This is a genomic window from Enterococcus sp. DIV0561 (assembly GCF_050539875.1).
In the GTDB taxonomy this organism is placed as follows: domain Bacteria; phylum Bacillota; class Bacilli; order Lactobacillales; family Enterococcaceae; genus Enterococcus; species Enterococcus faecalis.
This window is the reverse complement of record NZ_CP172927.1, coordinates 893,465-905,937: the sequence shown is the minus strand read 5'-3', so window position 1 is coordinate 905,937 and position 12,473 is coordinate 893,465. Positions and strand designations below refer to the sequence as shown.

The following is a 12,473-nucleotide window of genomic DNA, read 5'->3' as shown; positions in this document are numbered from 1 at the left end:
TCCTTTCCTATCGCTTAATTCTTATTTATCAGCATCAAAAATAATGCCGGCACTATGACGTAAATCAGTGACTACTTTATTGACATTTCGAGCAAGCTCAACCCATTCTTCATACTTGGTGCCCCAATACTTATCTGTTGGGTTATTTAAAACTGCTGCAAAATCACGAGCTTCTTCAATCATTGGATTATCGGCTACTTGAATATCTAAGACATCACGTTCTTCATGTGCGCGATCATGGTACTCAGCCGAAGAAATAGCATTGACACTGTCTAAAATCAAGGTCCCGTTTTCAAAGTAAATTTCGGATGGCGCAAAAGAATCACTAATTTTCCCAGTATTTAACGTCACGTCAAACTGATCATAACGTAAAATAATTGTTCCTAAGCCATCGACACCTGTCGCAATTTTACTAGCAAAATAATGGCTTTCCTTTGGTACGCCAAACCAACCTAAGGCTGCATAAACTAAATAAACGCCTAAATCCGCTAAGGCTCCCCCAGAAAAATGAGGAGAAAAAATATTTGGCTCTTTGCCTTCTAATACTTGATCATAGCGAGAAGAATATTTCATATACGTAAAATTCGCACCTAAAATTTGGTTTTTTAATGGCAATAATTCAGCAATTTTTTGGAAACTTTGCTCATGAATATTACGGGCCGCTTCAAAGAAATACACACGATTTTTATTCGCTAATTCAATAATTTCTGCCATCTCATCAGGCGTTGAAAAAGCTGGTTTTTCAACAATTACATTTTTTTTCGCTAAAATTGCTTGTTTCGCTTGTTCAAAATGTAATGAATTTGGTGAGGCAATATAAACCGTATCCATATGTGCAATACCAAAAAACGTCTCTAAATCAATTGCATATTCCACATCCCCATAGCGAGAACCAAATTCTTGTGCCGTTGCTAGTTTCCGAGAATAAACAGCCGTTAAATCATACGCACCCGTTTCTAAAGCTGCTGCAACAAATTGATGACTAATCCAATTGGTACCAATTACGCCTAAATGTATCATAATCAAAAACCTCCATTTTTTGTTTATTTACTCTCTTTATAATAGTAATCTCTCGTACAAAAGTCACGTAATTACCCTGCCTTAAAGCGCTAGGAGTTCTTCAAGTTATTTATTAGGATCATCAAATGCCTGTAATAAATCAAAGGTTACCTGTGACTTAAGTTCAATCGTTGCTGGTGTTACGTGGCAATTGTAAGCAAGGACTTGCACACCTTGATCAATTGCAGCACCCACATTTTCAGCAAAGGCAGGTTGCATCTCTTGGTGAATCGTTGCTTGCTTAATTTCTTCAAATTGGACCACAAACAAAATGTAACAGCGGTAACCCGCTTTAGTTGCAGCCATTAGTTCAGTGACATGCTTCAAGCCACGAAGTGTTGGCGCGTCAGGAAAAGCACCGATGCCTTTATTTTCTAAAGTCATGCCTTTCACTTCGACAAAAGCTTGTTCGTCTGCATCCGTTTCCACTAGAAAATCAAATTTTGAATGTGCAAATCGTTGCTCACGTTTAACAGTTTGGATCGTACCAACTAAACCAGGAAGCACAATTTGACCATTTTTTAACGCTTCATTGACTAATGTATTCGGTACTTGGCTATCAATATTAATCCAAAAAGAACCTTTTTTTACTGCAATCAAATCGTAATCTGTTTTTCTTTTAGGCGATGGTTGATAACTAAGCGCCACAACAGCACCTGGTAAAAAAACTTCTTTCCCTCTGCCAGTATTTTTGACATGTGTGATTACTTCTTCATTCGTTTCCATTAAACGACAGTGTGCAATAAACCGATTGGGTCGTTCGATAAAATAAGCAAGTTGGACATTCGGGTACTTCATACACAGACTTCCTTTCTTACACACTATACCATAAAAAAACAAGGAAAAGTATAGACCAAAACCAACAATTTTACTATCTTGTGTCAATCATTAAATATTTGTCAATTCTCAGCGATTTAGTCGAATATTTTAGACAAGTTCTATATAATAAAGGTAACGAAGACGAATAAATGAAAATGAAAGTTAGGAGGAATTTCTTTGAAAAAACATTGGACTTTCTTGGTTGGTGCATCTTTACTTACTGGATTAGCAGGCTCTATCCTCTGGAAAAAAAATAAACAGCTCCCTTCCCCACAGGAGCTTCAACACAACTATACTGGGCATTGGTGGTTTGTGGACGTGAAGAAAGCCACGCAACACACCTTAGAAATCACCTCATCTTTCAATGTTTTCATTGATGGCAAACAAACGCATGCCTTGCTTGTTGAATTAACCCCTAAACGCTTAGTTATCTTAGACAAGTTAGGTTACCATTTAATCATTCAATGTGAAAATGGTGTCCCTGCGACGCTTTACGATGAAGCCGACGACGAAACCTACACACTAGAACGGGCCATTTACAATTAATAAATCACCCACGACACATAAAATGAAGTATGTGCGGTGGGTGATTTATTTTTTTACATCCCTTGCAAAAGCATTCAGAAAGTTTTCTTACAACTTGAATATTATTAAATAGTCAAATGCGCCTTTTTCTGATAAACTTAGGATGATGTTTTTTTGAAAGGATGAGCCCCTATGACACCAAATCGCGAAGACTATTTAAAATTAATTTTTGAATTAGGTGGCGACGAAGTTAAAGTGAATAATAAACAAATTGTTTCTGGACTCGATGTTTCGGCAGCTTCGGTTAGTGAGATGATTTCAAAGTTAGTAAAAGAAGATTTGGTTGAGCATTCTCCTTATCAAGGGGTACAATTAACTGAAAAAGGCTTAAAAAAAGCGAGTACGTTAATTCGCAAACACCGAATCTGGGAAGTCTTTTTAGTAGAGCACTTAAATTACACTTGGAATGATGTGCACGAAGAGGCAGAAGTTTTAGAACATGTTACTTCACAAACACTTGTGAACCGTTTAGCGGATTATTTAAATCATCCAGAATTTTGTCCACACGGTGGTGTTATTCCCGAAGATAATCAACCCATTCATGAGGAGAAACGCCAAACGTTAACAGACTACCCTGTTGGCACAAAAATTCGGATTGCACGTGTCTTAGACGAAAAAGAATTACTGGATTATTTAGTTTCCATTGATTTAAATATTCAAGAAGAATATACGATTAAAGAAATTGCTGCATATGAAGGACCGATCACCATTTATAATGAAAACAAAGAATTATCCGTCAGCTTTAAAGCAGCAAACACAATTTTTGTTGAGCCATTGATTAGAGAAAGTGAGGAAAACTAATGAATGAAAAAGTAGCATTATTTACTATTTTCGGGGGGACAGGTGATCTTGCCAAACGTAAATTGTATCCTTCCCTGTTCCGCTTATATAAAAAAGGATTATTAGCTGAGCGTTTTGCGGTGATTGGTACCGCACGTCGGGAATGGACAGACGAATACTATCGGGAAATCGTTCGTGAAACCATTCAAGACTTAAATCCCACGGCCGAAGAGGCGACTGAATTTTCTAGTCATTTCTATTACCAATCACATAATGTGAATGATACGGAACATTATAATACCTTAAAAGAATTATCTGATCGCCTAAATGGACAATACCACTTAGAAGGTAATCATGTTTACTATCTAGCTATGGCCCCTCAATTCTTTGGAACCATTGTTAATCACTTGAAATCACAACATATTATTTCGGAAGAAGGCTTTGATCGACTAATTATCGAAAAGCCATTTGGTTCTGATTATGAATCTGCCTACGAATTAAATGAAGAAATTCGTGCTGCATTTCCTGAACAAGATATTTTCCGAATTGACCATTACTTAGGCAAAGAAATGATCCAAAATATTTCAGCCATTCGTTTTGCCAATAATATTTTTGAATCACAATGGAACAATCGTTACATTGATAATGTCCAAATCACCTTCGCTGAAAGCTTAGGTGTCGAGGATCGTGGCGGCTATTATGACCACAGTGGTGCACTAAAAGATATGGTTCAAAATCATATTTTACAAGTCGTTGCTTTGCTTTCTATGGAGCCTCCTGTTGCCTTTTCTGAAAAAGAAATTCGGACTGAAAAAGTAAAAGCTTTACGTGCCATCCGCCTTTATTCTGAAGAAGAAGCCCTTCAAAATTTCGTGCGTGGACAATACGGCGAAGGTCAGCTAGCTGATCAAACATTTGCAGCCTATCGTGATGAACCGAATGTGGCAGAAACTTCATCCACTGAAACTTTTGTTGCTGGTAAATTTTTAATTGATAATTTCCGTTGGTCTGGCGTCCCTTTCTATGTTCGCACAGGTAAACGATTAACTGAAAAAGGTACACGCATTAACATCGTCTTTAAACAAGTACCTATTAATGTCTTCAAAGATGATACGTGTGAAGAATGCGATAAAACCGATTTACCACCGAATGTTTTAACTATCTATATCCAACCAACTGAAGGATTTTCATTAACCTTAAATGGAAAAGAAATCGGTCAAGGGTTTAATACAACTCCAGTGAAACTTGATTTCCGTCAAAGTGCTGAAATGACTGAAAATAGTCCAGAAGCATATGAAAAACTTCTATTAGACTGCCTAAATGGCGATAGTACAAACTTCTCTCATTGGGACGAAGTTGCCCAATCTTGGCGCATTGTTGACATTATTCGACATGCTTGGGATAAAACAGACGTTTCTTTCCCTAATTATGCCGCTGGCACAATGGGCCCGCAAGCTGCCTTCGACTTATTAGAAAAAGATGGCTTTACTTGGGAATGGCAACCAGATAACTGGTACCGTGACCGCGGTCAACTTGATCAATAAATAAGCCAAAAAAGATCCGCTAGTTAACGACTAGCGGATCTTTTTCCTTGTTTATTCGAATCCTTCAGCAACCGCTTCTGGATAATTTTCTTCAACAATGTGTGCACAACGGCCACAAAGTGTTGGTAATTTTTCATCTGAGCCGACATCTTGACGAACGGAACGACAACGGTCACACGTTTCGCCTTCTGCTTTTTCAACTAAAATAGCCATGTCTTCAAATTGAACAGCTTCACTAGGTGCTACTTCTTTTGATACTTCAAAGTCGGAAACAATTAGTAATTGAGAAATATCTGCATCAACAGCTGTCATTAATTGACGAATTTGTTCATTTGGATAAACGGTCACTTTAGCTTCTAACGATTTACCGATTAATTTAGAATGACGAGCTTCTTCCAACGCTTTTAAGACATTGTCACGGAAATCCATAAAGGCTGCCCATGTATCCATCAATTCTTCTTCATTAGTAAACGTTTCGTAACCTGGGAATTCAGCTAATTGCACATACTCTTCTTCTTCTTGTAAGAAACTCCAAATTTCTTCCGCTGTATGTGGAATAATTGGTGTCAATAATTTTGTTAATGAAACCAATGTTTGATAGAAAACAGTCTGCATACAACGACGTTGATAATCGTTTTCTGCTTCAATATAAACGACATCTTTCGCAAAGTCTAAATAGAAAGAAGATAAATCTACAGTTAAGAAGTTCATAACTGTCCGATAAATATGCATAAAATTATATTTTTCATAACCATTTTCACGGATTTCTTGAATGACTTGATTTAAACGAACCGTCATGTATTTATCTACAGAACGTAAATCAGCATAAGCTACAGTATGCTCAGCTGGATTAAAATCACTCGTATTCGCTAACAAGAAACGCATAGTATTACGGATTTTCCGGTACACTTCAGATACTTGGTTTAAGATATCCATTGAGACACGCACATCGGCTTCCGCGTCAACACTACTTACCCACAAACGTAAGATATCTGCCCCCATTTGGTTGATAACTTTTTCAGGTAAGATGGTATTGCCTAACGATTTGCTCATCTTACGGCCTTCGCCATCGAGAACCATTCCTTGAGAAATGATTGATTTATAAGGCGCTACCCCATTGATAGCGACACTTGTTGTAATACTTGAGTTAAACCAACCACGATATTGGTCAGAACCTTCTAAATACATATCTGCTGGGAAAGTTAACTCTTCTCTTTCTCGTAAAACTCCTTCATGTGAAGAACCTGAGTCAAACCAAACGTCCATGATATCTGTTTCTTTGGTAAACTCGCCATTTGGTGAACCTGGATGTGTAAAGCCTGCTGGTAGTAACTCTTTTGCTTCACGCATAAACCAGATATTTGATCCATGTTCTGCAAATAAATTCGCTACATGTTCAATTGTTTCTGGCGTAATGATGGCTTCCCCATTTTCAGCATAGAAGATTGGTAATGGCACACCCCACGCTCTTTGGCGAGAGATTACCCAATCACCACGGTCACGAATCATATTATATAAACGTGTTTTTCCCCAAGGAATTAGCCAGTCAACTTTCTCAACTTCATCTAAAATATCTTGACGGAATTTAGAAATTGAAGCAAACCATTGTGGCGTTGCACGGTAGATAACTGGTTTTTTGGTACGCCAATCATGTGGATAACTATGCGTAAAGAAATCTAATTTTAATAACGCGCCTTTTTCTTCTAATAACTCAGTAATCATTGGATTCGCTTTGTCATAGAAAATTCCTTCAAAACCAGGTGCTTCATCTGTAAAGACCCCACGGCTGTCAACAGGAGAAATAACAGGTAAATCATATTTACGGCTAACAATATAGTCATCTTCCCCATGTCCTGGTGCGGTATGAACTAAGCCAGTCCCGGCATCTAGCGTCACGTGGTCGCCTAGCATAACAAGTGATGTTCGATCATAGAATGGATGTTGAGCTGTCATACGATCTAATTTTTCACCAGAAAATTCTCGCAAGACTTCTACTTCTTCCCAACCAATCGCTTCTTTAACTGTTGATAATAAATCTTTAGCAATTACAAATTTACGACCGTCTGCCTTCACTTCAACATACGTAAAATCGGGATTAACTGAAATACCTAAGTTGGCTGGTAATGTCCAAGGGGTTGTCGTCCAGATGACGAAGGCTGTCTCGTTATCTAAAAGACCTTTACCATCGACCACATTAAAAGCTACGTAAATAGAAGGTGATTTTACATCTTTGTATTCAATTTCTGCTTCTGCTAAAGAAGATTCACTTGAAGGAGACCAATAAATTGGTTTTAAGCCTTTATAAATATAGCCTTTTTCTGCCATCTTACCAAAAACACGAATTTCTGCTGCTTCATACTCTGGATCTAACGTAATGTATGGATGTTCCCAATCGCCTGACACACCTAAACGTTTAAAATCGTTACGTTGTTTATCGACTTGTGATAAGGCATACTCTTTACATTTTTCGCGATACTCAGCGACAGTCATTTCTTTACGTTTAACTCCTTTATTGGTTAACACTTGCTCAATTGGTAAACCATGGGTATCCCAACCAGGCACATAAGGAGAACGGAAACCAGACATTGATTTTGAACGAATAATAATATCTTTACTGATTTTATTCAAAGAATGTCCTAAATGAATATTTCCGTTTGCATACGGAGGGCCATCATGTAAAACAAAGGTTGGTTTTCCTTCGTTTAATTTTTGACGTTGTTCATATAAGCCTTTTTCTTCCCAGTCTTTTTGCCATTCTGCTTCACGGTTTGGCAAGTTCCCACGCATTGGAAAAGCTGTTTTTCCTAATTGCAATGTTTCTTTCATTTTCATATGCATTTGCCTCGCTTTCATTTTATCGATTTAATTGTGTTAGTTCATACTAAAGATGAACGATAGCTGATAAAAGTAGATAAAAAAAGAGTACTCCATCCCAAGGGACGAAGTACTCGTGTTACCACCCAAATTCAAAGTAGAGTTGCCCCTACTTTCTCTGAAATTGATAACGGTAATTATCCGGCAGTTCCTACTCAAGTGTTCAGAATTGCATCTAGGATAGAGGATCTGTTTAATGCCAGTGTCTGTCAAACTTTCACTATCATTGACTCGCTGCTAAGAATAAACATTAAACGTTCTGTTCTATCTATTTTGATTCTTCTTCAATTGTTTCTTCAGTGACTTCAATTACAGGCTTTTTTTCTACTACAGCATCTGTGTTCTCTTCAGAGTTTACAACAGTTTCATTTTCGTTGTCAAGGTCTTGTTCATCAAGAATTTCCTTAACTGCTGTATGTTTGTCTCCGACATAACTAGAAAAAGGCTTTAAAATCTCTTCCCACTCTTCACTCTTTACTTGCTCTAATTGAGTTTCAAGCATTAAGCTTAAGCGTTGATGGAAGACACGTGTTTTCTTCTTCAAGTCTTCTGTTTCCCCAGCTAATTGACGGGCACGTTCAATTGCTTCTGCTAAGATTTGTGTTGATTTCGCTTCAGCATCTGCAATCATTGCATTTGATTTACGTTCAGCTTCTACCAAGGTTTCTTTGGCTTGGTTATCTGCCGAAGTGATAATCATTTCTGATTCTTTATTGGCACTTGATTTCACTTTATCAGCGGTATCTTGTGCAACAATAATTGATTGATTCAATGCATCTTTCAATTCATTGAAGTATTGTAATTTTTCTTCTGCGTGTTTTAATGATTTCTCAAGTTCACGATTTTTTTGTAATGCATCTTCATAATCACGTGTGACTTGATCTAAAAAGTCATCTACATCGTCTTGGTTATAGCCTCTCATTTTTGTTGAGAAGTCTTTGTTTTGAATATCTAATGGAGTTAATGCCATATTCCTTCACCTCTTTGGATTATTTTTGTAAAACCCCTTATGAACACATTCTCATACTAATCCTGAAATAGCAAATATCTTACTTTTTTTATTATACACAACTTCGTCTGAATGAACAGCCAAAATGGTTTTCTTAAACAAAAGTTCGAGATTATTTTCTCAATACCCCTAAGAGGACACGAAATTTTTCTTTCTTTGTTTTTCCTTCTAATTCTTGAATCTGAAGGCGCCCAAATCCTCGTATCGAAACAATATCTAATAAGTCTAAGGCAAAATCTGGTCGTGTCGTTTCTGTCCAATTGACTTTTACTTTACCAGATTCGATCAATTGTTTTGATCGCTGCCTTGAAATATTAAATACGGCGGAAATTACACTATCCAGCCGCAAAGAGCTCATAGTCGTTCGCTCTTCTTGCCAACCATCCTTCGGTATCAAAATTTGTGTATAATCCCGCTCTTCTAAGCGAACAGTAATTTTACCAATTTTGTCGACTTGGTTAACAACGAAGCCAGCTACTTCTTGTGCTATAAAAACCTGCCACTTATCACCATCGGAAATAATATCTCCAAAGGCTTCCCTACGAACCCCAACATTCATCAAGGTGCCTAAAATTTTCCCATGAGATAATGTCGCAAATTTAGATGGATAAATAATTTCAAATAATACAACACCAAAATCTGTCTCTTCTGGTATGTAATACGCTGGATAAATCAAGCAGCGTTTTCGTTCTGCTTGCTCATAACCACCATAAAAAGTAAACGATAAATCACTGTTTTGTCGAATCAACGTTTCCAAAATATACGCCTGTCTAGGATCAAGAAAGTCTGTCAAATAAGGCGCGTATTGCATCTCCACTTGCTCTAGCCAATCCCCGACAGTGTCAATAAAAGGATGTTCATCTTTGCGGAAATGTTGATACACATTTGCGTTCATAGATAAATCATCCTTTCTAAAAGTTATTAATAAACAATAGCTCGTAAAATGACTGCTAAGCCACCCGCTGCTAGGTTAAGGACAATAATCCCTACCATTACGTTAAATCCAACCATTCCAATCCTTAAATTCAAACGGTCAAACAAACTTAAGTATGGTTCACAAATTCTAGAGAGCAAACGCCCGAAAGCAGAATCATACGCTCCTGGAAACCATGAAAGTAGCGCGTAAATCACTAGTAATCCTGAATAGATTTGAACGCCTTTGTATAATAGAGTAATCAGTGTTGCGATAATAACACCTCCCTAAGGCTTAGAAATCAAAGAATTGTTTGTTGGCTAAAGATTGTGCTGTCGCACTATCAATTTCCATATTCGCTGGTGTGCATAAGAAGATTTCATTGCCAACGCGCTGAATATCTCCGTCTAAAGCATACACAGTACCAGTTAAGAAATCAACGATGCGTCGTGCTTGGTCTTCTTCTACTAATGTAAAATTAACTAGCACAGCTTCTTCAGCAAATAAATGTTTCGCAATGCTCATTGCTTCTGAATACACACGTGGTTCAATAATAGTAATTTTATGTGTTTTTGCATTGGCGGTGCTTTCTTGTGCTCGTCTTGTATTCGTAGTCGCTGATTGATTAGAACTACGCATAGAAACCACTTTTTTCTCTGTGTAAGCAGCTTGTTGTGTGTCTCTTTCTTGATGCGTTTCAGCAGAACGATAGCGTGCAGAAGGTTTTTCAACTACAGGCTCACTTTGTTGTGTATAAGCTGGCTGACTGTAACTTTCCTGTTGTTGAACAGGGCGTTGTGGTTTAGGCCGAGCTGCACGACGCGGTGGTTCATTAACTGCTTTGCGCTCTTCATATTCTTCGTAGTTATCATAATAATCATCTTCTTCGCCAGATAAGCCAAAAAAGCTCGATAACGCATCCTTGTTAAAAATTGACATAAATTCCTCTCCTTTACGCATCTCTGAATAACGCTGTTCCGATTCGTATAAAAGTTGCACCTTCTTCAACTGCGATTGGGAAATCGTTACTCATTCCCATGCTAAGTTCTGTACAAGGAGCAAAAGATAAATGTTTCTCATTTACGGTCATTTGCAGCTCTTTTAATTCTCTAAATGTTGCATGTAATACTTCTTCACTTGCCCCAAAAGGTGCCATAGTCATTAGACCGACGATTTGAATTTTGTCCAAATCAGCAAGTTCTTGAATGAAAGGTAAGACGTCTTCTTTACGAAAGCCGTGCTTGCTTTCTTCCCCAGTTATATTCACTTCAACAAAACAACGAATAACTTTCGTTGCTCTTTTTTGAATTTCTTTGGCTAGACTCAGACTATCTAATGCATGAAAATAATCTATCTCATTAATAATTAATTTTACCTTCCTACGTTGTAAATTACCAATTAAATGCCACTGAATATCATTAAATTTTTCCAATCCAGCTTTCTTTTCTAGTAACTTATCTACTCGGTTTTCAGCTAAATTCTGGACACCAAGCTGAACAAGCTCTGCTGCTTCCTCAATTCCTACTGATTTAGTGACGCCAATCATTGTCACATCAGCAACAGAGCGCTGTGAGCTTTTGCATGCTAGCTGAAGTTGATTATTAATATTTGTTAAGTTTTCAGCTATCATTTCTCATCGATGCTCCTTATCGTTTTCTGCGGAAAAATGGTGGCGTACTTAATTCGTCATCATTGTGATTTGGTTCTTCACGGTGGAATGTGTCAAATTCTTTTTTGTCTACTTGTTCTAATGAAGATTCATCAACTTTTGGACGTGTATTTTGTTCTCTGCGAATATCCCAATCGCCAAAAGCACTTGCTTCTTCTTGTGATTTTGGTTGATCCATTTCCACAGATTGAGTTGTTTGTTGCATTGGTTGAACCGCTTGTCTAGTTTGACGGTGCGGTTTTCTATCCTTTTTTGATTCATCAATACCTGTAGCGATTACTGTTACACGAATTTCGTCGCCTAAATCTTCATTGATTGATGTACCTAGGATGATGTTCACATCACCTGAAGCAGCATTTGTAACGATATCTGAAGCATCTTGCGCTTCAAACAAGGTCATATCTAAGCCACCAGTAATGTTTAATAAGACTTGTTCCGCACCATCGATTGATGTTTCTAACAATGGTGAAGAAATAGCTTTTTTCGTTGCTTCAATTACGCGTTCTTCGCCGCTCGCTACACCAATTCCCATTAAAGCTGTTCCTTGGTTTTCCATCACTGTTTTCACGTCAGCAAAGTCCAAGTTTACGTAACCTGGCGCAGTGATTAAATCTGAAATCCCTTGAACACCTTGACGTAATACATTATCAGCTTCTCTAAATGCTTCAAGCATTGGCGTTTTCTTGTCAACGACTTCTAATAAGCGGTTGTTTGAGATAATTAATAGTGTATCAACGTTTTCTTTTAATAAGGCAATTCCTTCAGCGGCAAAACGACCACGTTTTGGACCTTCAAAACTAAATGGACGAGTTACTACACCAACTGTTAAAGCGCCTAATTCTTTAGCGATTTTTGCAACTACTGGCGCAGCACCTGTACCAGTTCCGCCACCCATACCAGCAGTAATGAAAATCATATCCGCGCCTTGTAATGATTCTGAAATCACTTGTTCACTTTCTTCTGCAGCTTTTTGGCCAACTTCAGGTTGTGAACCGGCACCTAAACCACGAGTGTATTTAGGGCCTAATTGAATCACTGTTTCTGCTTTTGAATGTTTTAATGCTTGAACGTCTGTATTGGCTGTGATAAATTCCACGCCTTTAACGTTTTCTTCGATCATACGGTTTACAGCGTTTCCGCCGCCGCCACCTACACCGATAACTTTAATGACTGCACCGTTGTTAATGTTATTGTCTAATGAAAATTCCATGATATCGTATC

Annotated in this window: 12 protein-coding genes; 3 read left to right on the top strand and 9 right to left on the bottom strand. The window is 37.8% G+C overall.

Going from position 1 to position 12,473, the window contains the following annotated elements; genetic code table 11:
- Positions 1 to 21 precede the first annotated feature (21 nt).
- Positions 22 to 1,020: a Gfo/Idh/MocA family protein gene (locus IGM13_RS04425; protein WP_002383416.1), complete on the bottom strand. Its 999-nt coding sequence runs from the start codon at positions 1,018 to 1,020 to the stop codon at positions 22 to 24.
- Positions 1,021 to 1,125: 105 nt separating this feature from the next.
- Complete coding sequence (gene sfsA, locus IGM13_RS04420) at positions 1,126 to 1,857, bottom strand: DNA/RNA nuclease SfsA (RefSeq protein ID WP_002355909.1); 732 nt, start codon at positions 1,855 to 1,857, stop codon at positions 1,126 to 1,128.
- A 198-nt stretch (positions 1,858 to 2,055) separates the two neighbouring features.
- Between sfsA and IGM13_RS04415 the strand changes: the two genes are divergently transcribed.
- From IGM13_RS04415 to zwf, 3 genes are all read left to right on the top strand, one after another.
- Complete coding sequence (locus IGM13_RS04415; protein ID WP_002355908.1) at positions 2,056 to 2,424, top strand: DUF4828 domain-containing protein; 369 nt, start codon at positions 2,056 to 2,058, stop codon at positions 2,422 to 2,424.
- Between the two features lie 171 nt (positions 2,425 to 2,595).
- Positions 2,596 to 3,264: a metal-dependent transcriptional regulator gene (locus tag IGM13_RS04410; RefSeq protein ID WP_002358896.1), complete on the top strand. Its 669-nt coding sequence runs from the start codon at positions 2,596 to 2,598 to the stop codon at positions 3,262 to 3,264.
- The gene (gene zwf, locus IGM13_RS04405) at positions 3,264 to 4,787 is read left to right on the top strand and encodes a glucose-6-phosphate dehydrogenase (protein ID WP_002383412.1); all 1,524 of its coding nucleotides are present in this window, start codon (positions 3,264 to 3,266) and stop codon (positions 4,785 to 4,787) included. Before IGM13_RS04410 ends, zwf begins: the two co-directional genes overlap by 1 nt.
- A 51-nt stretch (positions 4,788 to 4,838) precedes the next feature.
- On the opposite strand, the gene ileS is transcribed toward zwf, so the two are convergent.
- The 7 genes from ileS to ftsZ form a co-directional block, all read right to left on the bottom strand.
- Positions 4,839 to 7,619, bottom strand: a complete 2,781-nt coding sequence (gene ileS / locus IGM13_RS04400; RefSeq protein ID WP_010715079.1) for an isoleucine--tRNA ligase — start codon at positions 7,617 to 7,619, stop codon at positions 4,839 to 4,841.
- A 310-nt stretch (positions 7,620 to 7,929) separates the two neighbouring features.
- Positions 7,930 to 8,631, bottom strand: coding sequence for a cell division protein DivIVA (gene divIVA, locus IGM13_RS04395; RefSeq protein ID WP_002355904.1), 702 nt, complete (start codon positions 8,629 to 8,631; stop codon positions 7,930 to 7,932).
- Between the two features lie 151 nt (positions 8,632 to 8,782).
- Entirely contained in the window at positions 8,783 to 9,565 is a 783-nt protein-coding gene (locus tag IGM13_RS04390; RefSeq protein WP_002355903.1) for an RNA-binding protein, read from the bottom strand.
- Between the two features lie 26 nt (positions 9,566 to 9,591).
- A complete protein-coding gene (locus tag IGM13_RS04385) occupies positions 9,592 to 9,849 on the bottom strand; it encodes a YggT family protein (RefSeq protein ID WP_002355902.1) in 258 nt (85 codons plus the stop codon).
- Positions 9,850 to 9,877: 28 nt separating this feature from the next.
- Positions 9,878 to 10,522 (bottom strand): cell division protein SepF, encoded by a 645-nt coding sequence (locus IGM13_RS04380; RefSeq protein ID WP_010713807.1) that lies wholly within the window; start codon positions 10,520 to 10,522, stop codon positions 9,878 to 9,880.
- Between the two features lie 13 nt (positions 10,523 to 10,535).
- On the bottom strand, positions 10,536 to 11,213 hold the full coding sequence (locus tag IGM13_RS04375) for a YggS family pyridoxal phosphate-dependent enzyme (RefSeq protein ID WP_002358890.1): 678 nt from the start codon (positions 11,211 to 11,213) through the stop codon (positions 10,536 to 10,538).
- Between the two features lie 16 nt (positions 11,214 to 11,229).
- Positions 11,230 to 12,462 carry a cell division protein FtsZ gene (gene ftsZ, locus IGM13_RS04370; RefSeq protein WP_002355899.1) on the bottom strand — a complete coding sequence of 411 codons (1,233 nt, stop codon included), beginning with the start codon at positions 12,460 to 12,462 and terminating at the stop codon, positions 11,230 to 11,232.
- Between the last annotated feature and the right edge of the window lie 11 nt (positions 12,463 to 12,473).